Below are 24,645 nucleotides of genomic sequence, written 5' to 3'. Positions count from 1 at the left end.
ATCACACTTTTATCACGCATTAAAATGGCATCTTTATTTGCTTTTAACCAATAAAAAAATTCTTGATCACGAATCAAGCCATATTTAATGACCTCAGCTAACCCACTAATGAACTCTCTTCTTGGTAACGTATCCAAAACATCTACATTAATAAATACAGCTTTTGGCTGATAAAATGTCCCAATCATATTCTTACCCAAGGGATGATTAATTGCGGTTTTCCCCCCAACAGAACTATCCACTTGTGCCAATAAACTTGTTGGGAACTGAATAAAATCAATACCACGCTGATAAATACTTGCTGCAAAACCAACTAAATCACCAATCACACCGCCACCTAATGCAATCAATGTTGCAGAACGTGTATATTTCAATGTTAATAATTTAGTAATAATTTTTTGAAGCGAATCATTATTTTTAAAAATTTCACCATCATCTAGAACTAATGTTTCCACTCGTTTATTAGGAAGGAGGCCTGCAACATAATCCATATACAAAGGTGCTATTGTTGTATTAGAAACAATTAAAACATTATCACCTCGTACTTTTCCTTCTAAACGATCTACAAATTGATTTGTAGAAGAAATATAAATGGGGTAAGAGCGGTCTTCTAATTCAATATCTATAACTTTCATAATCTAATTCTTTAAAGGTTTACACCAATCAGGTAAAGTGATTTTTGCATCATTATACAAATTAACTAGTAGATCTGAAATCTCCTCAGGAGTTCTATTCTCTACTAATAAATGGTAATGAGAAGCATCTAAATACAATGATTTTCTTGCATTATATATGATCTGCATTGTTACTAATGGATTATCTGTTTGTAAAAGGGGGCGACTCTGATCACCTTGAATTCTCTGAAAAATTTCTTCTGGTGATAAATCTAAAAAAACAACAGTACCTCGTCTTTTTAATCGTTCACGATTCAGATCTCGTAGGACTGCGCCACCGCCAGTAGATAATATAATTTTAGATTGAGAGGTTAATGTATCAATAGTTTCAGATTCTATATCACGAAACACTGTTTCACCTAATTCAGAAAATATATCTGAAATAGATCGCTTCATGTGTTGCTCAATCCAGACATCACTATCTAAAAAAACATATCCCAATTTTTGGGCTAATAATTGTCCAATGGTTGTTTTACCAACTCCCATTGGCCCCACTAAAAAAAAACTATTGATCATATTCATGATCAATAGTTTCTATGGTTTTGCCACAAGAAGCAATAGTTATTTAACAATATTTGGCGTTAAGAAAATAACTAATTCAGCCTTCTTATTTCTTACTTTATTATTCTTAAATAAATTACCAACAAATGGCAAATCACCTAAGAATGGTACTTTTGAAACATCCACTCCTGAATCCACTGTATAAATACCACCTAAAACAACAGTTTCACCATCACGAACAATTGCTTGAGTTTTAATTTCACGTTTACGAATCATCAACTCACCTGTTGGCGATGCACCATCAGGATCATCTTTTTTAATATTAATATCCATTATAATATTATCATCAGGTGTAATACTTGGTGTCACCTTGAGCTCCATCAACACGTCTTTAAACTCAGTATTCGTACCATTTTCACTCACTGTACTATAAGCAATCTGAGAACCCTCATTAATAAAGGCTTCCTGACGATCTGTTGTCATCAAAGTTGGGCTTGCTAAAACCTCCCCTTTACCTTCAGTTTGCATTGCTTGTAATTCTAAATTTGCCATAAAGTTTTTACGCAAAATATTTAAACCAATTAAGCTTGTGCCTTGTACACTCAAATCAGCAGCACCACCACCCCAAATATTGGTTTTATTCGTAAACCCTGTCCATTTAGAAGGCTGTTGTCCTGCATTACCTAAATCATTACCATCTCCCCAAGTACCTCTATTAGCATTTTGAACACCCCATTTAACCCCTAATTCACGATTAAAATCATCTGATGTTGCAACAATTTGAGCTTTAATTACCACTTGGCGTAATGGTCTATCTAAACGTGCGATCAATTCACGAATAATCTTCATTTGCTCAGGCGTATCACGTACGATCAATAAGTTTTGGTTTGGATCTACAGTCAACATACCATGCTGAGAAATTCCTGTAGATTGATTACGTCTATTATCATCATTGCTAGATTTAGATGAAGATAATACCTCTGCAATTTCTGGTGCTTTAGCATTATTGATCTGAATAATTTCTGTAATCAAATCAGGATCTAAAGTTCTAGCTTCACTTGCAGGCATAATATAAACCACATTACCACTCTGTTGTTTAACTAAACCTTTAGAACGTAAAACAACATCTAACGCCTGATCCCAAGGGACATTTTGAAGGCGAATCGTAATTCTACTATTGACACTATCGCTCACTACAATATTTAAGCCTGTAAAGTCCGCAATAATTTGTAATATGGCACGAACATCTATATCTTGGAAGTTAATACTGATTAAATCCCCTGTGAAAACGTCTTTATCACCTAAAGCACTTTTAGATGTTTCTACAACTTGTTTTTTAGGTTTTACAATCAATTGATATTTAGAACCAATCTGCTGACTACTATATTCATAATTAGCCTGTGTACGAATTTTTAAACTTGCAACACCATTGTTATTGACTACTTCTAAAGCAGATACAGGAGTTGCAAAATCTGTTACTTCAATACGTCTAATCTGAGCGCTATTCCATGCTGATCCTGGAACAGAGAGCGTCAATCCTCGAGTTTGCTCATCCACTAATTGAACTTGAGCTTTATCATTAGGTAAAAAGAGTTCAACAACACCAGCACCTTGAGAGTTTCTATAAAAACCAACATCTTTACTTGTAGGTTGTTGCACTTCAACATTGGCAATATTAGATTGAACAGAATTATCCCAAGCTTGCTGATTAACAGCGTATGGGTTATTTGCTGAAAGCGTTACAACAACTTCATTGCCCTTATTTGAAACAGAATAATTGGTATTGGATTTAAGTTGAACAGTAGAACGTACTTTTTGATTAGCATAGAGATTACTGATATCTTTCACAACATTATTGTTAATCACTCTATTTTGAAGTACTTGATTGAATCCAGTAGATACAAAGTCTACAACCAATAAATCTTTTTCTTTTAAATAAAATGATTTTGGAGCAGTAATATTTTTATCAAAATGATAACGTAATTCTACATCACCATTAGCTAATGTGACAGACTCTAAGGCTGTTAATTTCTGGGCACTAGCAGTTGTTAACATTAAACAAGATAAGGCTAAAGAAATCACTCCAAATTGATAGCCTTTCATGCATTGCATTAATCTCATAAATATTCTCCAATTATTTTATTTTTAAATCTATCTTATTTGGCAAAACAATCCAAGCATTACCATCTTCTCGATTTGTTGAACCAAATTTTTCATCAATCAAGACTGATCTTTCTGTAATTTCAGTAACTTCACCAAAATCACGGCCAACATAATCACCTTTTTTTAACATCATAATCTTATTCTGCCCAACATCAATCAGTGCAGCTGTTTCACCATTAGCCAACGACATAACACCAATCATTGTTAAACCATTTAATTCATATTTTTCAAAAGGGCCAGGACGATACCCCTTAGGACGTGAAGGATCCTCTTTCAAACGCACTTTAGAATTCGATACGACATTGAAATCACCATAATTAAATAGTCCTTTAAAGAATCCAGTTGCAACAAAAGGATCACGCCCTTGTTGAAGATAAAACAAAGATGTATCACCTAAACTAATTTGATTGGCAACGCTTTCTATTTTGATAGTTTTTACTCTTTGGGTAACACCTTGCTTAGTTTCCATGATTCGCTCTTCTACAGGTATAGAGCGCTCAAATTGCTCCATACAACCCTGTAAGGTTGCACTGACTAGCAATATACTCATAATCATTTTTTTATTCATTCTAATATTCCCTATGAATTATATCTGTATGTTGCGATCATTGCGGAAAATGCCTGACGACCAGACACACCACAATCAAATGATGGAATGCTTACATTAGCGACACCTTTAAGAGATTCTAATCCTTGAGGCAATTGATCTCTTGGAACATAACTATTTAAACCAAAATTATCTAATGTAATAATTCTTTCAATTTCAGATAAATTCGCAACAAACTGACCAATTTGATCATATGTTGCACACCCTTCAATTCTCACAGGAATTTTAGTATAGAAGCCTTGAGAAACAGGTGCTAAAGGCACTGATTTTTTTACATCAATCCCAGCTTGAAGCGCATTCAAATTTAATTGTTCAATAAAGTTTGCAGCATTTAAGTCACGAGGCAATTTCTTACGAACTTCCGCTAATAAACGATTAACCTCTTCTATTTCTACTAAATATCGATCTGCCAAAGCTTTAAATTCAAGTTTACTTGCAAGCTCTTTTAATTTTTGATTCTCTTGATCTTTTTGTGATTGGAATTCTGCCGGAAAATCAAAATATTTAAATGCTGCAAAAAATACAATAACAAAAGTGGCAATTGCAGCACCTACAAAAACAACTGACTTCAACCAAGTTGGCTGTTTCGCTAAATATTCAATTGTCATTAATTCATTAAAATCTAAATTAATATTCATTATTTAGCTCCTTTATTTTGTTCAGTTTTCACTTCTACGCTATAGGATACAACTCTATTACCATCCATCAAAACCTCTAGGTGAGGCGGTATCGGTGCAGGTCCGATATAATTATCTAAACTATCTAAATGGACAGCTAACACATCCCTATCCTTAGCTAAGGCATTAAAGCTGATATTATCCAATGTAAAAGCTAAAGAGATAATGAATGCGTCTTGAGGTGTCACTGAAGAAAATTTTTCCATCAAACTGACCACTTCTGAACGCTGAGCAGATAATTTTTGTAATACACCTAATTGTTGTTTTAAACGTTCCGTTTGACTTTTTCGCTCATTCATTTGAGCTTCAACATTCCCAAGCTGTGTAAACTCTGCATTAATAATATTAAGTCTTAATTGTCGTGTATCTAACTCTTCTTGCACTAAAAAGACTAAAATACCGGCTAAAATAGCACCGAACAAACAACTTAAAGCTAAAACGCGTTTAACTTTATTTTCTTCTTGAATCTTAAGTTCATCACGCCATGGTAATAAGTTTATTTTTACGATCATTTATAATAATCCTCTCACTGCTAAACCTGCCGCTGTTGTTAAACTATGAATACTGGCATCATTTAATTTAGAATATACTTTCGGCTCAACCTCAAATAATGCTTCTGGTGTTAAGCTTACAACATTCATTTCACCTAGTTGAGACTTAAAAGCACTCTCTATTTCACCATAACATGCCGTTCCCCCCACGATATACATCGCATGAGCAGTGATCTGAGGGTTATTGGAAATATATACATCAATTGCTGATTGTAATTGCATATTCATCTCAGCAACAAATTGCTCTATACTTTCATGAATTGCTTCAGGCTGGGACAATTTAAGTTTTTCAGCATCAGATAAAGAAATGCCTTGCCTATCTGAAATAATTTGAGTTAAACGCTCACCACCAATGGGTACTTCACGCACATAAACAGATTGATCGCCAGTAACAACATTTAAGCTTGATTGAAGCAAACCAATATCAAAAACCATAACAGCATCATAATCTGACAAACTATTGAACACATCCTGTAAATGCAACAAATTAAGAACACCATAGATATTAATATCCACAGCATTCACTTTAATCCCTGCAATATCTGCACAAATTTCTCTTTGGCTGACAAACTCTTTTTGAGTTGCAACAATTAATGTATCTGTATGATCAGCAAGTGTTAAGGAAGGTTTAATGGGTACAAAATCGATGAATACCTCTTCAGCAGAAAATGGAAAATACTGAGATACGTTTGCCTCAATAGTTTTCCATAACTCATCAGATTTTAACTTAGATTCCATAGGGATAGATCTCACCATCGCTGTAGATGTAGGAATTGCTAAAGTTGCTTCCTTACATCCACCGAAAGCTGCAATTGCCTTATTCAAGCTGATACCCGCAACATCAATCTCTGTAGGTAAACCATCTTTCCAGTCACCTTCGCAATTAAAAACCAACCCACGTGTCAGAATATAATCTCTACCTTTTTTTTGTACTTCAGCAATTTTTATAGAATAAGCGCCAATGTCTATTCCGATACATACGCTAGGCTTTTTAGCCATAATTATTATCCTCAATTAATTTTTATAGAATTAATCACGCAAGTTTACTAGTAGTGATTTATAAAATCAATTTATAAATTTACACTACGACATCATTAAACTCTTGAATTTCAATCCATTCTTTACGTTTAGCACTCATTTTCTTATTGAGCAAACGATCAAACACTTGATTTATATCAGAGTCATCAATAGTCAATTGTACTAACCGCCTAGTATCTTGCGCCATTGTTGTCTCTCGCAACTGAATAGGATTCATTTCTCCCAAACCTTTAAATCTAGTCACTGAGATATTTTTTTTACTATGACTATATTTTTTTATAGTTTCATTTTTTTCATATTCATCCAGAGCATAATAAATCTCTTTACCAATATCAATTCGGTAAAGCGGTGGTACAGCAACAAAAACATGCCCTCCTTCAACTAAAGGTCTAAAATGTCTTAAAAAGAGCGCACATAAAAGCGTAGCAATATGCAAACCATCTGAGTCAGCATCCGCTAAAATACAAATCTTACCATAACGTAATCCATCCAAATTATCACTCGCAGGATCAACACCAATCGCGATCGAAATATCATTAATTTCTTGTGATGATAGAATTTGACTAGAATCCACTTCCCACGTATTCAGAATTTTCCCACGAAGCGCCATAATTGCTTGCACTTCTTTATCACGCGCTTGCTTAGCGGAACCACCTGCGGAATCCCCTTCCACTAAGAACAATTCAGTTAAATTGACATCATTACTAATACAATCTGCTAACTTTCCTGGTAATTTCGGCCCTTGAGAGATTTTCTTACGCACAACTGCTTTAGACGATTTCACGCGTGCATTGGCATTTTCAATGATCAGTGTAACAATTTCTAAACCTTCTTCTACATGCTTATTCAACCATAAAGTAAAGAAGTCTTTCACTGCTGTTGCAACAATATTAGCAATATGTCGAGAACTTAAACGTTCTTTTGTTTGACTTGCAAACTGTGGTTCAACCATTTTAAGCGATAACAAGTAATTCAAATTCTGCATCACGTCTTCTGGTGTAATTTTTAAATTTCTTGGCAATAAATTACGTTGATCACAAAATTCACGAATTGATTCTGTTAAACCATTTTTCAAACCGTTAACATGCGTACCGCCTTGAGTCGTTGGGATTAAGTTTGCATAGCTTTCCATCATGGATGGCGAACCTTCTTTATTCCAAGCCAACCCCCAAGTGAACTCCTCTGTTTCCCCTGTAAACTCACCAATGATTGGTGCAACTGGTAAAATTTCTTCGCCACTTAATTGATCTTCCACATATTCTGTAATACCACCTTGGAAATACCATTCCAAATGTGCATCCTCAGAACCTTCTGCAACATTTTCATCAATTAAAGTAATTTTTAATCCTGCTGCCAACAATGCTTTAGCTTTTAACAAGGGGATTAAGCGGCTTTTCGCGACTTTATCATGATCAAAATAGGAGCCATTGACCCAAAATCTAACTTCTGTACCCTGATCTTTTTTATTGCTATAAGGTTCTTTTGTCAAAGCCTCTACGCAATCGCCATGAGCAAAAGCAATCCTATATTGAAAACCTTGTTGAATTACAGTAACTTCTAAGCGTTCAGACAAAGCATTCACAACGGAAACACCAACACCATGCAAACCACCAGAATAGTGATAAACATCCTGATTGAATTTACCACCTGCATGCAATTTGGTTAAAATTAATTCAACGCCACTCACACCATGCTCAGGATGAATATCCACAGGCATACCACGGCCATTATCACGCACACCATAAGAACCATCTTTATACAAAGTAATAACTATGTGATTCGCAAAGCCCGCCAATGCTTCATCCACAGAGTTATCAATCACTTCTTGCAACAAATGATTAGGTCTTGTGGTATCTGTATACATGCCTGGTCGTTTTTTGACAGGATCTAACCCCGTTAAAACTTCAATGGAACTTGCGGTATATTTTTTCTCAGACATTGTAAACCTATTAATTAAATATTATTTTGCACTATTGGTAAGATCATAAACATTTTGTACCACACGACGATAAAGATCGATCGCTAGATATAATTCAGCTTGTATTTGCAACAACGGATCATCTTCTGACTCCAAATTCTCTTCAAAACGTTCCAAAAATTTTAAGCGCTTAAAGATAAAATCACCGGACATTGAAAATGATATTTGTTCATCATACTCCAACATCACTTTTGTCACTTGCCAACCCTCTTTGAGTGGATCCTGAACTTCTTTAGAATTGAGCGCAACGCCTTTAAACTTAGCATTTCCTCCCTCATCTTTAACTTCTTTCAACTCAATTTCATCCAACATGGATAAAACATCAGATTGAATACCATGCAACGCCCAATGAGTTAAAGCAGCATTCACAGAATTTTCTGGCGTTAATGGCACAATCGGCAAACTACCTAAAGTTTTACGTAAATGGCTTGTCACCAATGATGCTTTTTTAGTCGAGCTTGCATCAACCACTAACCAATTTTTTTCTAAATCAATGTAAGCCAAAATTGAATGACGATTTACCAAAGCATGTGGTAATAATTCATTTGTGACCAATTCATGTAATTCTTTCATTTCTGAACGGCTCACATGTTTCAAATCTTTCTCTTCAATCTTTTTATCAACAGCTGTTTTTACTGCTGAGTTTGGCAAGATTTTCTGCTCAATACCTAAACGGAAGAATAACGCATTGTTGATCTTTTCAACATATTGCTTACCTTCTTTAAATACAGGCAACCAACCAACACTTTCCATTTCTTGTGTTAAACATGCGGTTAACGGCTTTTCTGATAATTTTTCTTCAACCGTTGATAAGCTATCTTTAATTGGCTCTTCAAAGCGATAAACCAATAAATTTTTAAAACTCATATTAATCCTTTAATTGATGAATTAATGGTAATAACTCTGCAAAATTATGAATAATATAATCTGGTGATTCATTAGAAATTGGCTCACCATAATTATATCCATACGTTAATGCAATAGATGTAACACCTGCATTTTTTGCAGCCAAAATATCATTGCGAGAATCGCCCACAAAAACAAATTCAGATTGCATCACACCCAACTCACCCAAAACTTTAAAGATTGGCGTGGGATGAGGTTTGATTTTCACAGAATCACTAGCCCCTAACATCATTGAAAATAAATGGCTAATTCCTAAATAGTCCATTAAATCAGGTACAAATTTAGAAGGTTTATTGGTAATCAATACTAATTGATGTCCTTCTGAATATAATTGCTCTAATGTTTCTTTGACATCAGGAAACAATGGGCTACCTGATAATAATTCATCTTGATAACATTTGGATAATATAACCATAGCATTTTGGCGATATTCAGTATCTTTTGGCGCATCTGCCCACAATAAAGCACGATCTAATAAAACCTCAATACCATTACCAATCCAAGTTGTGACTAGTGCTTTACCTGGTTTAGGTAAGCCTAAACGCTCGCACATATTATCAACAGTATTTGCTAATCCTAGTGCGCTATCTACCAATGTGCCATCTAAATCAAAGCCAATCACTTTTATTGTCATAATATTATCCTTAATAATTTATTATTAATACATTATGATTAATCTTTCTTCACTAAGAATGCCATGGATTCCACATGTGCAGTATGTGGGAACATATCCATCACACCCGCATCTGTTACTTCATAACCATATTGAACTAATTCTGCTAAGTCGCGAGCCAAAGTTGCGGGATGACAAGAAACATACAAAATACGCTTTGGTGCTAATTTACCTAAATACGCCATCATTTCTAATGCACCTGATCTTGGTGGATCCACTAAAATAGCATCATATTTTAACTGCATCCAATCAGCATTATCTTGGTTTTGTGTTAAATCCGTACAATAAAATTCAACATTATCTAAACCATTGCGCGCTGCATTCTTAGCTGCCCATTCTGTTAAGCTTTTATCACCTTCAACGCCAATCACAGAACCTGCTTCTAACGCCAATGGTAAAGTGAAGTTACCTAAGCCACAAAATAGATCCAAAACTTTTTCATCTTTTTGAATATTCAATAACTTCAAAGCTTGAGCGATCATCTGCTCATTGATTACAGGATTCACTTGAGTGAAATGGTATGGCTTAAATGCCATTGTCAAACGATCCATTAAGCGATAATTCAATAAATCTTCCGTATCTTCCACCTCACTTAACAAGAATGTAGAAGCTTCATTTTTAGGCTGAAGATAGATCAAAATATTATGTTCAACGCCAAAAGCTTTGAATTTGGCTAAATCATCTTCTGTTGGTTCTTCTAAAACGCGAAAGCTCAATGCCACTTGATCTGAACCAATCGCCAATTCGATTTGTGGAATTTTATCCAACAAAGTTAAGCTGCCAATCAATTCTGATAACTGAGGCAATAAATTGCCAACACGCGCTTCTAAGACTGGACAACGATCCATATCTACAATGAATGGTGCAAATTTTTCACGAAAACCTACTAATACTTTTTCTTTTTTTGCTACATATTTAACGCCCAATCGCCCTTTGAAACGATAACCCTCACTCGGTGAGCGCAAGGCTGGCATTTGTGCGTCCACATCGAAACTTAACTTGGCTTGTTTTCTTAAATTTGAAGCTAACTGTTTAGCCTTGAAATAGATCTGTTTTTCAGGAGCTAAATGCTGCAAAGAACAGCCACCACAAATACCAAATGACTCACAAATTGGTTCCACACGATCATTAGATGCTGTCAATACATCTACCGTTTTAGCTTCGTCATAGTCTTTACGAGTTTTCACATATTGAGCCATCACAACTTCATCTGGCAAAGCGCCATGCACAAACACAACTTTCCCATCCACATGAGCAACACCACGGCCATCATGTGTAATATCAGTTATTGCAACTTCAAATGGTTCTTGTGAAAATTTCTGTTTACGCTTTGCCATATTTGCTCAAAATCCTAAAAATTAAAAGAAGCGATCATATCATAAATCAGACTTCTACTTCTTCTACATCTGAGATATCCGCAAACTGATAATGGATTGCTTTCTGCAGGTTTTCAGGTGCTATCTTAATTTGTGCACCACGCTTACCCGCTGAAATAATAATATATGGCAAATATTTCGCTTTATCTGAAATAAAAGTTGGAAATATTTTTTTCATTTTAATCGGCGAACAACCACCGCGAATATAACCTGTCAACGCTTCAATTTTAGCAACAGGAATCATCTCTATTTTTTTATGCCCACTAATTTTTGCAAGTTTTTTCAAAGATAAATGTTCATCACTTGGTATCACTGCAACCACAAAATCTTTATTATCACTATGCGTTACCAACGTTTTAAATACAACTGAAGCTGACTCACCAATCAACTCAGCAACCTCTATGCCACCTAAAACCTCATCACCAGTACACGGATAACTCAGAGCTTCATATTCTAATTTCAACTGATCCAATGCTCGCATTGCATTAGTTTTATCAATTTTTACCTTAGCCATAACATACTACCTAGTGAATTAAAATATTTATTATAGCCAACAAAAAAGCCCCTTACGGGGCATTTTTTATCTAATCTTATTTTTTATTATCTTTCAATGGTACAGCAACAAAGTATGCATTTGATCCGCGTTGAATCAATAATCGTACAACCTCACCAGATTTCAACTGCGTGATCACCTGATTAAAATCTGCCAATGAATGGATATCATTACCATTAACCTGCAAAATAACATCGCCACGCATAATACCGATATTGGCAGAAGGTCCTTCAGAAACTAAACTTACCACCACGCCTTTACGACCACTTTCCTGAGGCATTTCATCCACAACTAGTCCTAATAGGTTATTTGTCGCATCTTGTGATTGACCTGCTAATTGCTCACCATCAATGGCTTTAATTTCAACTTTAATTACCTGTTTTTTACCATTACGTAAAACTTCTAATTCAGCCTTATCATTCACTTTTGCTCTACTAACCAATACAGGCAACTCGCTTGATTTTTCAATAATTTTACCATTGAATGCTAAAATTAAATCACCGACTTTCAAATCAGATTTAGAAGCAGGACCATTGGGCACAATACTAGAAACTAATGCACCTTGTGGCTTATCTAATTTAAATGTTTTAGCCAAATCAGCACTCACATCTTGAATTTGTACACCTAACCAACCACGAACCACTTTACCATTAGATTTTAATTGATCGACAACATCCATCGCCAAATCAATAGGAATCGCAAAACTCACGCCAGCATAACTACCTGTACTTGTATAAATTTGTGAATTAATCCCGATAACCTCACCTTTTGTATTAAATAATGGACCACCTGAGTTACCTGGATTTACAGCAGCATCCGTTTGAATAAAGGGCGTATAATTATCACTTGGCAAATTACGTCCTAAAGAGCTAATAATTCCTTGCGTTGCTGTATAATCCAATCCAAATGGTGAACCTACAGCCATTACCCATTGCCCTACTTTTAAATCATTAACATCCGCAATTTTGACAGCAGGCAGACTTTTTGCATCAATTTGTAAAACAGCCACATCCGAACGATCATCTTTACCGATTAACTTTGCCGGTAGTTCGCGGCGGTCAGCCAATTGCACGAGTATTTCATCAGCTTTACCAACAACATGAGCATTAGTCACAATAATTCCATCTTTGTCCACAATAAACCCTGAGCCACCACCTTGAATAACTCGTTCACGAGGTTTATATTGCTTTTGACGCGGCTCACCAAAAAAGAACTGAAATGGATCGTGATCATCCCAAAATGGAAAGCCTCTCATTTCAGGTACTTCTTCTTTTCCTTTCACTGTAATGCTTACAACAGATGATTTATTCTGTTCAAACAAACCACTCCAGTCTGGCAAAGTTTGTGCAGCGACTACATTCACTAACAATAAAGAAGCAATCACACCGGATTGCACACTTTTCATCCAAGCACTTTTCATATATTTGCTCCTTAACTTATTTTTTAAATAACATTCATAATAATTGTGATTATTGTAAGTTTTTCAATGCAAAATCATTCAATAAAACGTAAATATTGGGTAAATAAATGTCATTTTCCAGCCTTAATCTAAGATCAGCACTACAGATCTAAAGTAATCTTTTTACTTTACAAGAAATTAGTGTATAATTTTTGCTTGGTGTTTTTTGTATCTTTTGAATAACAAAAAATGTTTTTATACTTACTTTATTAAATTGGGGTGATGTTTAATGCCTTCCGTCAAGATTCGTGATAATGAACCTTTTGACGTTGCTCTGCGTCGTTTTAAGCGTGCTTGTGAAAAAGCTGGCGTAATTGCAGACGTTCGTGCACGTGAATTCTATGAAAAACCAACGCAAGAGCGTAAGCGCAAGGCTGCTGCTGCTCAGAAACGCCATTATAAGCGTATCATGCGTGATTCAATTCATCGTAAGCGTTTATACTAATACAATATTTATATTGAATTAGAATGTTTCAAAAAGCCTCATAATCTTATGAGGCTTTTTTAATTTTGGTATTTTAATTGACTCATAAACATTTACTCTTCATCCATCATTCCCTCCTTTGTTGAGACCAACTTCTACAACTGGAATCATTCCACTTATAGTTAAGTATACCCCGATTTAGTAGTATTTTACACCTCAAACACAGCCATTTATTTTTCTTTACATATCGTGGAAAAATTGACAGGTTGATCAGAAAATATGCTAAAATGTGCGGTCTCATTTTTTCATAACTATTCACTGAATAAGGACTTACTCAAGTGATCGAAAAATTACGCAATATTGCGATTATTGCCCATGTTGACCATGGCAAAACAACACTCGTTAACCAACTTCTTAAACAATCTGGAACGTTTGATCCAAGAGCACAAGTTGCTGATCGCGTTATGGATTCTGGCGCTATTGAAAAAGAGCGTGGTATCACGATTCTAGCTAAAAACACTGCCATTAATTGGAATGACTACCGTATTAACATCGTAGATACTCCTGGGCATGCTGACTTTGGCGGAGAAGTTGAGCGTGTACTATCAATGGTTGATTCTGTATTACTACTCGTTGATGCTGTTGAAGGCCCAATGCCTCAAACTCGTTTTGTTACACAAAAAGCATTTGCGATGGGCTTTAAACCAATTGTTGTCATCAATAAAATCGATCGCCCAGGTGCTCGTCCTGATTGGGTTTTAGATCAAACATTTGATTTATTTGATAAATTAGGAGCAACTGAAGAGCAATTAGATTTCCCTGTAATCTATGCTTCAGGTTTAAGTGGCTTCTCAGGCGAAACGCCTGATGTACGCGAAGGCGACATGACCGCTTTATTCGAAGCAATCGTTAAACACGTAGATGCACCTAATGTTGAAATTGATGCGCCATTCCAATTACAAGTATCTTCATTAGACTATAACTCTTATGTTGGTTTAATTGGTGTTGGCCGCATTCAACGTGGTCAAATCAAAACTAACTCACAAGTGACGATCATTGACCGCGAAGGCAAAAAGCGTAATGGTAAAATCCAAAAAATCTTGGGCTTCCATGGCTTAGATCGTATTGAATTTGAATCAGCACAAGCTGGTGATATCATCTGCTTTACAGGTATTGATCCATTATTCATCTCAGATACATTATGTGATCCAGCTGCACCAGAAGCATTACCACCATTGACAGTTGATGAACCAACAGTTTCTATGTCAGTACAAGTGAATACTTCTCCATTTGCTGGTAAAGAAGGCAAATTTGTTACTTCTCGCCAAATCAAAGAGCGTTTAGAAAAAGAATTATTACACAACGTAGCATTGCGCGTTGAAGATACTGAAGACCCTGATCGTTTCAAAATTTCTGGTCGTGGCGAACTTCATTTATCGATCTTAATTGAAACAATGCGTCGTGAAGGCTTTGAAATGGCCGTTGGTCGTCCTGAAGTAATCTTCAGAGAGGAAAATGGTGTAAAATTGGAACCTTATGAAACTTTGACATTTGATATTGAAGAAGATCATCAGGGTAAAATCATGGAACAAATGGGAATTCGCTTCGGTGAGTTAACAAATATGGTTCCTGATGGTAAAGGCCGTATTCGCATTGAATACATCATCCCATCACGTGGCTTGATCGGTTTCCAAACAGAATTTATGACATTAACGAGCGGTACCGGCTTAATGTTCCATAACTATGATCATTATGGTCCTTTCAAAAAAGGAGAAGTTGGCCAACGCCTGAATGGTGTATTAATTTCAATTGGCACTGGTAAAGCATCTGCATATTCACTATTCAACTTACAAGATCGTGGTCGTTTATTCATTGGTCATGCTGAAGAAGTATATGAAGGTCAATTAATCGGCATTCACTCACGTGATAATGACTTAACTGTCAACCCTTTAAAAGCTAAGCAATTAACAAACATGCGTGCATCTGGTACCGATGAAGCCTTAACATTAACACCGCCAATTCGTATGACACTAGAACAAGCTATCGAATTCATTGATGATGATGAATTGGTTGAAGTTACTCCAAAATCAATTCGTTTACGTAAAAAACATTTAACAGAAAATGATCGTAAACGTTTCTCTCGTGCCTCTAAAGATGCATAACTAGAAACTTTTAAATCATTAAATACAAAAGCGATCTATAAAGATCGCTTTTTATTATTATAGTAAAACCACTTCCAAAAATATCACTAAATTCCAGTTAAAACTCACTGCAGCTCAATATCTCATTCCAATGCTCTTAACTCATCACCATCATGAGATATGCACCAAAAATCACAAGATGAGCAACACCATCCACTTGATTAGTACGACCACTAGCAAATGTCGCTTGACATAGCATAAAAATCCCTACTAAAAGCATCATATCCACCATTTCCAAACCTAATACAATCGTATTATTGGTTAACACAGAAATGATAACTACCGCCGGTACAGTCAATGAAATAGTTGCCAAGACTGATCCAAAATACATATTAATTGCCCGCTGCAAATCATTTGCTAATACAGCACGAATCGCACCCAAACCTTCTGGAGCAAAAATTAAAATTGCTACAATCAAACCCGTTAAAGCTTGTGGTGCATTTAAATTACCAAGCAATGTCTCCAATGGCATTGAATCTACTTTAGTGATAGCAACTACAGAAATTAAGTGAATAATCAACCAAACACCGTGCCATAAATTTGATCTTGGTGATGGCACACCTTCATGATCTTCATCCTGATCTTCATGCTCATAAATAAATATATTTTGATGTGTTTTTGTTTGAATAATCAAAAATACTGCGTATAAAACAGCTGATAAAAAAGCCACCACAAATAATTGCCCAGTAGAATAAGAACCTTTAGGCAAAGTATCATTCCCCGGTAATACGCTTGGTAAAATCAAAACGATAAATACCAAAGGAATAATAGCCGTTAAATATTGTGTAACACCTGCTAAATTGACATGTTGCGTCCTAAATTTACGCCAACCTAAAAGCAAAGAAACACCAACAAAACCACTGATCACCAACATAATTAAAGAATATAAAGTATCTCGCATTAATGTTGCATATGGACTCACACCACCATTCTCTGCAGCAGATACACCTGATGTCATTACAGCAGTAATTAAACTTACCTCTAAAATCACAACAGATAAACTCAAAATTAAAGAACCATATGGCTCCCCTAGCCTATGAGCAAATACGTCCGCATGACGCACAACACTAAAAGCACTATATAAAATAGCTCCCAAAGAAACTAAATTAATCAATACCAATAAAGGTGTTGATGTTGTTTTTCTAAATACCAAATCAAAGGCAATCACTACCATTGCCAAGATAACAGCATACTCTTTATGACGAGTACCTTGGCACTCAACCATTCTTTCTTCTTTTTTAATCATACGCTTCTCCTTTTACCGAAGTGCAATTATATAACAGCACTTTTGATCTACAAACAGATAATTTCAAAGATGAAGATTTTTTTGTTTTTTATCTTATAAATTTCAAAAAATTATTATTTTTACTGTAAAAAGCTGTCATTTACAAGGTTGACAAAATTATATTACCCAATAAAAAAGCCTTGCAACGCAAGGCTTCTCCACATTTTAAAACGGAATATCATCATCGAAATCATCAAATGTTGGGGCAGCTTGCTGAGTAGGTTGCTGCTGAGCATTATTTCTAGGCTGTTGATGACCTTGACCTGAACCCTGATTACCATATGAGGGCTGTGACTGCTGACCTGGATAACCAGAATTATAATCGCCACCACCAAAATCATCAGAATTATCATTAGCACCTTTACGATCTAGCATCTGCATTGTGCCTTGCATATTCACAACAATTTCCGTTGTATAACGATCTTGTCCAGACTGATCAGTCCATTTACGAGTCTGTAATTGCCCCTCAAAATACACCAAAGAGCCTTTTTTCAAATATTGACCCGCAATTTCAGCCAATTTCCCAAAAATTACAACACGATGCCATTCAGTTCTATCTTGTTGCTGTCCTGTATTTTTATCTTTCCAAGATTCAGATGTTGCAATGGTAATATTTGCAACAGCATTTCCGTTAGGCATATATTTTACTTCAGGATCTCTACCTAAATGCCCCAATAAAATAACCTTATTAATTCCGCGCGCCATAATTATTCCTTACTTAAAAACTGGTGATCACTATACTAGATTTCTAACAAAATCTCACCATAGAGGTTTATTTTACCTCAAAATAACTTACACCTAATGTACCTAGCCGCTTTTTAACTGCACTCACTTCTTTTTGAGAAAAACCACCAATACGCACACGATAAATATCCTGTTGAGCCTGATTTTTACCTTGTTGTATTTTTGCCGTAAAGCCATATTTAGCTAAAAAAGCTTGATGCTTTTCTGCTTCTTTTCGTGCAGTAAAACTTCCTACTTGCAAACTAATATTACCCTCAGATTTAGCAACTGGCTTAATCATAGAAGTCGAAGGCTCAGTATTTTTCTGCTGACTACTTTCTAAAATCAATGGTGCAATAACAAAATCATTATTTTGAGCTTTTTTTGTTGTAGCAACGGATTGAGAGGCACTTTCTAAATTAATCTTAGGTGGCTCATGAATATTATCCAAAGGAATGCCACCAAATCTATCTTCTTCACCTAAAATCAAGGAACGCTCTTCTAATTGAGTATAAAAATTATATTCCTTAGCCCCTTTAAAATCTTCATCAGATAAAGGCTTAACAACTCTTTTAGGATGTGCATCTTTAATATTCGCCGCCTTATTAATTTTTGGTACAGGCGTCTCTTTTCCTTTATTACTAAAATAAGATGCAACAGCAGAAACACATAAACCCAAAAACAAAATCACAACAACAGATGTCGTGATTCTATTTTTTTTTGAGTTCGGATGTTTTTTTGCAAAGGGATTTCTTTGTCTTTTTGCTTGAGAATATTTCTTTGCCATATAGCCTATAAATTACATTTTATTAGGCGCTGATAATCCTAATAAATCTAAACCATTTGCGATGACTTGCCTTGCTGAAGCCAATAAATATAACTTAGCATCTTGCAATGCTGCATCATCCGTTAAAATACGAATTGCCTTCCCCTCTTCATCTTTAGCATTATAATAGCTATGAACAGAGCCTGCCAATTCCTGTAAATATGCCGCAATCAAATGTGGCGCATTATTATTATTTGCTGAGATAACCATTTCAGGAAAACGAGAGATCACTCGCATCACATCATAATCCAAATTACTGTTTAAACGCACAACATTTGCTTTTGCCGCTTCTACATTAAACTCTGCTGTTTTGCTACGCTCATCCAATAAAGAACAGATACGTGCATGTGCATATTGAATATAATATACAGGATTTTCTGATGATTGGCTGCGAGCTAAATCAATATCAAATTGTAATTGTGAATCTGGTTTACGCGCAACTAAAAAATAACGAGTTGCATCTTTGCCTACTTCATCAATCAAATCACGTAAAGTGACATAGCTACCCGCACGCTTAGAAATTTTCACCTCTTGACCATCACGCATTACCAAAACCATTTGGTGCAACACATAATCTGGCCAGCCTTTTGGAATACCTGTATTCAATGCTTGAAGCCCAGCTCTTACACGCGCAATCGTACCATGATGATCAGCACCTTGCTCATTAACAACACGTTTAAATCCACGTTCCCACTTATTACGATGATAAGCTAAGTCCGGCACAAAGTAAGTGTAACCACCTTCTTTTTTGCGCATCACACGATCTTTATCATCACCAAAATCAGTAGTTCTTAACCAAAGCGCTCCATCTTCTTCGTACGTAAAGCCATTTTTTGTTAATGTTTCTACAACATTATCCACAGAACCATCTTTATACACAGACGACTCTAAGAAGAAATTATCAAATTTAACATCAAAGGCTTGAAGATCTAAATCTTGCTCATGACGCAAATATGCAACCGCAAATTCACGAATATTTTCTAAATCATTCACATCACCCGATGCCACAATACTACGATCATCAGCAACCACTGTTTTCTTTGCTAAAAAATCATTAGCAATCTCAATGATGTAATCACCACGATAACCATCTGCCGGCCATGAAGCATCATCAGGTGTCATACCATCAATGCGAGATTTTACAGATAAGGTTAAATTATCGATCTGAGCACCCGCATCGTTGTAATAAAATTCCTTTGTTACATCATAGCCATTCGCCGCCATGATTCGCGCCAAAGAGTCACCAACAGCAGCACCCCGACCATGACCAACATGCAAAGGTCCTGTAGGATTGGCAGATACAAACTCCACCTGTACTTTCATACCATTGGCTAAATTATTGTGCCCATATTTTTCTTTCTGAATCATTACATCATTCAGTTCATTGTAGTAAGCGTCCTTACTCAATGTAAAATTCATAAATCCAGCACCTGCGATTTCAACTTTATCAATCAATGGATTACTTGGTAATGCAGCAATTAATTTTTCAGCAATTTGTCTTGGTGCAGATTTCAATTCACGTGCTAACATCATTGCTAAGTTACTTGCAAAATCACCATGCGCCACATCTCGTGTGCGCTCAATACTAGATGCAATTTTATCGACAGGGATATTTAAATTCTCATTGCTATTCAAGGAATGAACAGCACTATTTAAAGCAGATTCTATGATATTTTTCATTGATTTCTAAATATTAATACTGATTGAACTTAGACAAAAGACCTTGCATTTTCTCATCCAAATTCTTTGGAGTTGATTCAGTTTTAGTCTCTTGATGAACTTGATGTGCTTTTGCCTCTTTTTTCACAAAAGGTTTTTCACCCTGTGGTTTTCTTTGTTTAGGCTTAGCTGCTCTTGCTTGCTGCTTTTTCTCAGCAAACTGCGCTTTCTTTTCAGATAAACGTTGAGCTTTTTCTGGTTTATTCTTTGCCAACCACGCCTCAATTTTCGCAATTTCTTCTTTTGCAGCATCTTTTTGTTCTTGAGAAATCTCTTCAGCTTGAGTTCCATCTAAGTTTAAACGATGCGTTGCATATAACAAAGCATTTTGATAACGCAATTGGCGAGTATAATTAAACATTGCCGCACGCAATGTCATCGAATTAAATCCCCATTCAGATACAATCGGTTGCAATACTTTATGCATACCAATTGCTAAAGGCACAGCACGGCCTTGGCCTGCTTTGGGAAATACATTGGGATACTCAACTGATAAGCGCGTCAATAATTCATTAGCAGCTTGCTGCTTCTGTTTCATCTTTTCACGTTTCGATTGAGCTTGATTGTCAACTGTTTCAGTAGTTGGCTCGATTGTTTCAGTTGTATCCAATAAGTTTTGTTTTTCTTCTGTCATGACATTAAGCAATTGTAAAATATAATAAAAAATAGATTAAAAAAGGCGTCGTCACGCCTAAAGGTAGTCATTTTATAGCATATAAAAAATAATTGCATTACTATTCCTTAATTACTAGTATAATTATGACCATTTATTTTATTAATATTCTTACTAAAAGAAGGATTTTGTATGGCACGTAAAAAGCTTTCGGTCTTATTGCCTCTATCATTACTATGCTTCTCTTCCTTTGCAATGATCGGAAATGCACAACCTGCTCGTTACACAGATCAAGTTGCCTTAGTTGTTGATTCTCATGCAATCACACGTCAAGAATTTAATTCTGCACTCGCTCAGGCGCGTGCAGAATTTCGTGGCTCTGGTTTAAGTGATCAAGCCATTCAAGAAGAAACTGTTAAAATGTTAGCGATCAGCAAAATCATGGAAAATTTTGCGCAAAATATGGGCATTAACATTCCAAATTCAGCTGTAGATGAAGCCATTCGTGATATTGCTTCTAGAAACCGCGCAACTGTTGCTGACTTAAAAGAGTATTTACAATATCAAGGCATCCCATTTAGCCAGTTTAAAGAAAATATCCGTAAGCAAATGATGTCAGCTGAATTACGCAATCAATTAATGCGCACTGTACGTGTAACTGATGATGAAGTTGACATTTATATGCGTTCAGATGAATTCCAAAAACTAAAAAAAGAGTTAGCACAAAGCAAAACACCTAACGTAAAAGTTCGCCATATATTGATTCGTATCGATAACGATGTGACTGAAAAAGAAGCAAAATTAAGAATAGATCGCTTATCTGAGCGTTTAGCGACAGGCGAAGGCTTTGAAGATATAGCTAAGGCGCAATCACAAGATCCTGTATCTGCAGCTAATGGTGGTGAAATAGGCTGGGTTGCGCCTGGTCAATTAGTACCAGAGTTTGAAAAAGTTATGTTAAACCTCAAAGTGGGTGAAACTAGCAAACCTGTTCGGACACCATTTGGATACCATATCATCAGAGTAGAAGATAAAAAATTAGGTTTACCAGATGATGATGCTCAAATTAAAAATATTGCCCGTGACTATTATTATCGTAAAAAAGCTAGCCAACAATACAGCATTTGGCAGGATAAAATGTTAGCTGACGTATACATCGAGAGACGACAATAATAGTGATGAATGAATATTTACAACTCGTGCGCCTACATCAGGCGCGCAAACGCTTTGGTCAAAATTTTCTAATTGATTACCCATTAATTATTAAGCTATTCCAAAGTATCCATGCTCAACCCGATGATCGAATGATTGAAATCGGGCCGGGATTAGGTGCATTAACACGACCAATTTTAGCCAATATTAAGGCATTAACAGTCATAGAATTAGATCGAGATTTAATCCCGATTTTATCTTCTCTAGATAATTTAACGATCATTCATCAAGATGTTTTAACCGTGGATTTCCATGCATTAAAAATTGATGATCGTAAACTTAGAATTGTTGGTAATCTACCTTACAATATATCTACACCAATTATTTTTCACTTATTAGCTTCCGCTAGTGTCATTAAAGATATGCACTTTATGTTACAAAAAGAAGTCATTGATCGCATGGCGGCAACACCTGATGATAGTGAATATGGTCGATTATCTGTCATGGTACAGCGATATTGCCAAGTCATTCCATTATTAACAATCCCACCAACAGCCTTTAACCCTGCCCCCAAAGTCATGAGTCAATTTGTCCGATTGATACCCTACGAAACTGATCCTTATGGTATTGAATCAGATGAAACATTCTTTGAGGTTGTGAAATGTGCTTTCTCAATGAAACGTAAGACGTTACGTAATACATTAAAGCCATTATTCACTCAAGAAGAGTTAGAATTATGTGGCATAGACTCTTCTTTGCGTGCAGAGAAATTATCAATTATAGAGTTTGCAACTTTAGCTAATCAACTATTTGCAAAACGACAATCATAGAGGATAGATCTTTATGGATGAAAAAATATTAGGTGTTGTTGATTTAGGCTCTAATAGTTTTCATTTAGCCATCGTTCAGGAAGATAATGGCCGTCTAGTTGTCATCGATCGCATGAAAAGCATGGTACAGTTGGCTTATGGTTTAACAGAAGACAAACAATTATTACCAGAGGCTCGTGAAAAAGCACTCAATTGTTTGGCCCAATTTGGTGAGCGTTTAGCTGAAATTGATCGCCATAATATTCGTGTAGTAGGCACAAATACCCTAAGACAATTGAAAGATAAATCTTTCATTCGTGAGGCTGAAAAAGCTCTTGGTGTACCAATTGAGATTATTTCTGGCCGCGAGGAAGCACGCTTAATTTATTTAGGTGTGATTCAATATGTCGATCTCCATGACCAATTAGCTTTAGTCATAGATATCGGTGGAGGCAGCACCGAACTTGTTTTAGGTGATAAAGATAAAATTCTTCGTGCAAGTAGCTTGGAAATTGGGTGTGTACGCCTATCTAAACAATTCTTCATTGATGACAAAATTTCTAAGAAACAAGTCCAATCTGCTTCATTATATTTGGAAAATGAATTACTTCCGTTTAATAGTAATTTAACAACTGAACCCTGCCAATATTTTGGTGCATCAGGCACCATTAAAACCTTACGAGAAATGATCCTACAGGAAAATTTAGGTGAGGATAATATTACAATTGAAGCACTAAAAAAACTTCTCAAAATTTTATTATCCCTAGGCACAGTTAGAGCCATTGAAAGGCGCTTTGATCTAACTACAGAAAGGGCTCGTGTGATTTGTGGAGGACTATTAATTCTCAAAGCTGTCATGGAAAAATTCAGCATTAATGATATTCAAGCTGTCGATACTGCACTGCGTGAAGGTATTATTCTTGATCTATTGGGCCGAATCCATAAAGAAGATATGCGCGACTTAACCATTGAAAGCCTAGTCCATCGTTTTGGTGCAAATATTGAGCAAGCAAAACGCGTTGAAGTTACCTCGCTTTACATGGCTAATAAGATCAATCTAAGTACTGAATTATTGACAGATCCTAAACGCTATTTAAGTTGGGCATCATTATTACATGAAATCGGTCTCGCAATCTCTTATCACCGCCATTATAAACATAGTGCGTATCTTATAGAACATGCTGATTTAGATGGCTTTAGTCGGACAGATCAAAAAATTATTGCTGCCATTTTATATAACCATAAACGTCGTTTTAATTTAGATGACTTCGAATATCTACCCGATTTTGTTGTACCTTTAACGCTAATTTTGCGATTATCTGTATTATTACATCGCAGTCGGGAGCCACAACCTATGCCAGAATTTGATTTTTCTTATGAGAAAAAACAAATCTCTCTAAAATTTCCTCAAGGATGGATTGAAGAACATCCTCTAATTCAACAAGATTTAGAATTAGAGCGTGAATGGCTAGAAGAGTTTAAGCTAGATATCAATTGGCAATAATACTAATCACAGTCAATACACATTAAGCACATTGAAATAAATATCCAATAACATGACCATCTTTAGAAATGTCATTTAATATTTCGATAGAATAGATCTGTCCTGATTCAATAAATTCTTCTTTAGAGCTAACCATTCATTTATGTCCCCTTTCAGATGATATTTAAACTGAGCTAAATTCATGCCTTTCTCTAAGATTACTAATACATAGTTTCTAATTATAATTAGGTTTT

The 24,645-nt window shown here is 35.7% G+C and carries 23 protein-coding genes; 5 read left to right on the top strand and 18 right to left on the bottom strand.

Features of this window, described 5'->3' with window-relative positions:
* The 13 genes from BZK14_RS02340 to BZK14_RS02280 all read right to left on the bottom strand — a co-directional run.
* Positions 1-635: 3-dehydroquinate synthase family protein (locus BZK14_RS02340; RefSeq protein WP_143691279.1), on the bottom strand; the 635-nt coding region annotated here is incomplete at its 3' end.
* Between the two features lie 3 nt (positions 636-638).
* A complete protein-coding gene (locus BZK14_RS02335) occupies positions 639-1,190 on the bottom strand; it encodes a shikimate kinase (protein WP_245831124.1) in 552 nt (183 codons plus the stop codon).
* Between the two features lie 45 nt (positions 1,191-1,235).
* The gene (locus BZK14_RS02330) at positions 1,236-3,296 is read right to left on the bottom strand and encodes a type IV pilus secretin PilQ (protein ID WP_077924995.1); all 2,061 of its coding nucleotides are present in this window, start codon (positions 3,294-3,296) and stop codon (positions 1,236-1,238) included.
* A 13-nt stretch (positions 3,297-3,309) separates the two neighbouring features.
* Entirely contained in the window at positions 3,310-3,906 is a 597-nt protein-coding gene (locus BZK14_RS02325) for a pilus assembly protein PilP (RefSeq protein WP_077924994.1), read from the bottom strand.
* A gap of 11 nt (positions 3,907-3,917) precedes the next feature.
* Positions 3,918-4,583 (bottom strand): type IV pilus inner membrane component PilO, encoded by a 666-nt coding sequence (locus tag BZK14_RS02320; protein WP_077924993.1) that lies wholly within the window; start codon positions 4,581-4,583, stop codon positions 3,918-3,920.
* The gene (locus BZK14_RS02315) at positions 4,583-5,134 is read right to left on the bottom strand and encodes a PilN domain-containing protein (protein WP_077924992.1); all 552 of its coding nucleotides are present in this window, start codon (positions 5,132-5,134) and stop codon (positions 4,583-4,585) included. Before BZK14_RS02315 ends, BZK14_RS02320 begins: the two co-directional genes overlap by 1 nt.
* Positions 5,135-6,172 (bottom strand): type IV pilus assembly protein PilM, encoded by a 1,038-nt coding sequence (pilM, locus tag BZK14_RS02310; protein ID WP_077924991.1) that lies wholly within the window; start codon positions 6,170-6,172, stop codon positions 5,135-5,137. It lies immediately after the preceding gene.
* 79 nt (positions 6,173-6,251) lie between these two features.
* Entirely contained in the window at positions 6,252-8,150 is a 1,899-nt protein-coding gene (gene parE / locus BZK14_RS02305) for a DNA topoisomerase IV subunit B (RefSeq protein WP_077924990.1), read from the bottom strand.
* A 21-nt stretch (positions 8,151-8,171) separates the two neighbouring features.
* Positions 8,172-9,056: a recombination-associated protein RdgC gene (locus BZK14_RS02300; RefSeq protein WP_077924989.1), complete on the bottom strand. Its 885-nt coding sequence runs from the start codon at positions 9,054-9,056 to the stop codon at positions 8,172-8,174.
* Between the two features lies 1 nt (position 9,057).
* Positions 9,058-9,729 carry a phosphoglycolate phosphatase gene (locus BZK14_RS02295; RefSeq protein WP_077924988.1) on the bottom strand — a complete coding sequence of 224 codons (672 nt, stop codon included), beginning with the start codon at positions 9,727-9,729 and terminating at the stop codon, positions 9,058-9,060.
* 38 nt (positions 9,730-9,767) lie between these two features.
* On the bottom strand, positions 9,768-11,105 hold the full coding sequence (gene rlmD / locus BZK14_RS02290) for a 23S rRNA (uracil(1939)-C(5))-methyltransferase RlmD (RefSeq protein WP_077924987.1): 1,338 nt from the start codon (positions 11,103-11,105) through the stop codon (positions 9,768-9,770).
* A 46-nt stretch (positions 11,106-11,151) separates the two neighbouring features.
* Positions 11,152-11,658, bottom strand: a complete 507-nt coding sequence (ybaK, locus tag BZK14_RS02285; protein ID WP_077924986.1) for a Cys-tRNA(Pro) deacylase — start codon at positions 11,656-11,658, stop codon at positions 11,152-11,154.
* 76 nt (positions 11,659-11,734) lie between these two features.
* A complete protein-coding gene (locus BZK14_RS02280; RefSeq protein WP_077924985.1) occupies positions 11,735-13,117 on the bottom strand; it encodes a DegQ family serine endoprotease in 1,383 nt (460 codons plus the stop codon).
* Positions 13,118-13,385: 268 nt separating this feature from the next.
* Between BZK14_RS02280 and rpsU the strand changes: the two genes are divergently transcribed.
* Entirely contained in the window at positions 13,386-13,601 is a 216-nt protein-coding gene (gene rpsU / locus BZK14_RS02275; RefSeq protein WP_077924984.1) for a 30S ribosomal protein S21, read from the top strand.
* Positions 13,602-13,918: 317 nt separating this feature from the next.
* Complete coding sequence (gene typA, locus BZK14_RS02270; RefSeq protein ID WP_077924983.1) at positions 13,919-15,742, top strand: translational GTPase TypA; 1,824 nt, start codon at positions 13,919-13,921, stop codon at positions 15,740-15,742.
* 136 nt (positions 15,743-15,878) lie between these two features.
* Here the strand turns inward: typA and BZK14_RS02265 are convergent, their stop codons facing one another.
* The 5 genes from BZK14_RS02265 to BZK14_RS02245 all read right to left on the bottom strand — a co-directional run bounded on the left by BZK14_RS02265 (position 15,879) and on the right by BZK14_RS02245 (position 20,968).
* A complete protein-coding gene (locus BZK14_RS02265; RefSeq protein ID WP_171973621.1) occupies positions 15,879-17,006 on the bottom strand; it encodes a sodium-potassium/proton antiporter ChaA in 1,128 nt (375 codons plus the stop codon).
* Between the two features lie 225 nt (positions 17,007-17,231).
* Positions 17,232-17,774, bottom strand: a complete 543-nt coding sequence (gene ssb / locus BZK14_RS02260) for a single-stranded DNA-binding protein (RefSeq protein WP_171973620.1) — start codon at positions 17,772-17,774, stop codon at positions 17,232-17,234.
* 64 nt (positions 17,775-17,838) lie between these two features.
* Entirely contained in the window at positions 17,839-18,576 is a 738-nt protein-coding gene (locus tag BZK14_RS02255; RefSeq protein WP_077924980.1) for an SPOR domain-containing protein, read from the bottom strand.
* Between the two features lie 12 nt (positions 18,577-18,588).
* The gene (argS, locus tag BZK14_RS02250) at positions 18,589-20,295 is read right to left on the bottom strand and encodes an arginine--tRNA ligase (protein ID WP_077924979.1); all 1,707 of its coding nucleotides are present in this window, start codon (positions 20,293-20,295) and stop codon (positions 18,589-18,591) included.
* Between the two features lie 13 nt (positions 20,296-20,308).
* Positions 20,309-20,968 (bottom strand): ProQ/FinO family protein, encoded by a 660-nt coding sequence (locus tag BZK14_RS02245; RefSeq protein WP_077924978.1) that lies wholly within the window; start codon positions 20,966-20,968, stop codon positions 20,309-20,311.
* A gap of 171 nt (positions 20,969-21,139) precedes the next feature.
* Here BZK14_RS02245 and BZK14_RS02240 point away from each other — a divergent pair, with 171 nt between their 5' ends.
* Genes BZK14_RS02240 through BZK14_RS02230 form a run of 3 tightly spaced genes read left to right on the top strand, consistent with a single transcriptional unit; the run spans position 21,140 to position 24,412 of the window.
* Positions 21,140-22,120: a peptidylprolyl isomerase gene (locus BZK14_RS02240; protein WP_077924977.1), complete on the top strand. Its 981-nt coding sequence runs from the start codon at positions 21,140-21,142 to the stop codon at positions 22,118-22,120.
* Positions 22,121-22,125: 5 nt separating this feature from the next.
* Positions 22,126-22,929 carry a 16S rRNA (adenine(1518)-N(6)/adenine(1519)-N(6))-dimethyltransferase RsmA gene (rsmA, locus tag BZK14_RS02235; RefSeq protein ID WP_171973619.1) on the top strand — a complete coding sequence of 268 codons (804 nt, stop codon included), beginning with the start codon at positions 22,126-22,128 and terminating at the stop codon, positions 22,927-22,929.
* Positions 22,930-22,942: 13 nt separating this feature from the next.
* Positions 22,943-24,412: a Ppx/GppA phosphatase family protein gene (locus BZK14_RS02230; RefSeq protein WP_077924975.1), complete on the top strand. Its 1,470-nt coding sequence runs from the start codon at positions 22,943-22,945 to the stop codon at positions 24,410-24,412.
* Positions 24,413-24,645: the final 233 nt, after the last annotated feature.

It is taken from the genome of Wohlfahrtiimonas larvae (assembly GCF_002006755.1).
Taxonomy (GTDB): Bacteria; Pseudomonadota; Gammaproteobacteria; order Cardiobacteriales; family Wohlfahrtiimonadaceae; genus Wohlfahrtiimonas; species Wohlfahrtiimonas larvae.
This window is presented reverse-complemented; position numbering and strand designations above follow the sequence as displayed.

Coding starts and splice junctions, on each gene's coding strand:
- BZK14_RS02335 (WP_245831124.1), bottom strand. CDS start 1,190: ATGATCAATAGTTTTTTTTTAGTGGGGCCAATGGGAGTTGGTAAAACA.
- BZK14_RS02330 (WP_077924995.1), bottom strand. CDS start 3,296: ATGAGATTAATGCAATGCATGAAAGGCTATCAATTTGGAGTGATTTCT.
- BZK14_RS02325 (WP_077924994.1), bottom strand. CDS start 3,906: ATGAATAAAAAAATGATTATGAGTATATTGCTAGTCAGTGCAACCTTA.
- BZK14_RS02320 (WP_077924993.1), bottom strand. CDS start 4,583: ATGAATATTAATTTAGATTTTAATGAATTAATGACAATTGAATATTTA.
- BZK14_RS02315 (WP_077924992.1), bottom strand. CDS start 5,134: ATGATCGTAAAAATAAACTTATTACCATGGCGTGATGAACTTAAGATT.
- pilM (WP_077924991.1), bottom strand. CDS start 6,172: ATGGCTAAAAAGCCTAGCGTATGTATCGGAATAGACATTGGCGCTTAT.
- parE (WP_077924990.1), bottom strand. CDS start 8,150: ATGTCTGAGAAAAAATATACCGCAAGTTCCATTGAAGTTTTAACGGGG.
- BZK14_RS02300 (WP_077924989.1), bottom strand. CDS start 9,056: ATGAGTTTTAAAAATTTATTGGTTTATCGCTTTGAAGAGCCAATTAAA.
- BZK14_RS02295 (WP_077924988.1), bottom strand. CDS start 9,729: ATGACAATAAAAGTGATTGGCTTTGATTTAGATGGCACATTGGTAGAT.
- rlmD (WP_077924987.1), bottom strand. CDS start 11,105: ATGGCAAAGCGTAAACAGAAATTTTCACAAGAACCATTTGAAGTTGCA.
- ybaK (WP_077924986.1), bottom strand. CDS start 11,658: ATGGCTAAGGTAAAAATTGATAAAACTAATGCAATGCGAGCATTGGAT.
- BZK14_RS02280 (WP_077924985.1), bottom strand. CDS start 13,117: ATGAAAAGTGCTTGGATGAAAAGTGTGCAATCCGGTGTGATTGCTTCT.
- rpsU (WP_077924984.1), top strand. CDS start 13,386: ATGCCTTCCGTCAAGATTCGTGATAATGAACCTTTTGACGTTGCTCTG.
- BZK14_RS02265 (WP_171973621.1), bottom strand. CDS start 17,006: ATGGTTGAGTGCCAAGGTACTCGTCATAAAGAGTATGCTGTTATCTTG.
- BZK14_RS02255 (WP_077924980.1), bottom strand. CDS start 18,576: ATGGCAAAGAAATATTCTCAAGCAAAAAGACAAAGAAATCCCTTTGCA.
- argS (WP_077924979.1), bottom strand. CDS start 20,295: ATGAAAAATATCATAGAATCTGCTTTAAATAGTGCTGTTCATTCCTTG.
- BZK14_RS02245 (WP_077924978.1), bottom strand. CDS start 20,968: ATGACAGAAGAAAAACAAAACTTATTGGATACAACTGAAACAATCGAG.
- BZK14_RS02240 (WP_077924977.1), top strand. CDS start 21,140: ATGGCACGTAAAAAGCTTTCGGTCTTATTGCCTCTATCATTACTATGC.
- rsmA (WP_171973619.1), top strand. CDS start 22,126: ATGAATGAATATTTACAACTCGTGCGCCTACATCAGGCGCGCAAACGC.
- BZK14_RS02230 (WP_077924975.1), top strand. CDS start 22,943: ATGGATGAAAAAATATTAGGTGTTGTTGATTTAGGCTCTAATAGTTTT.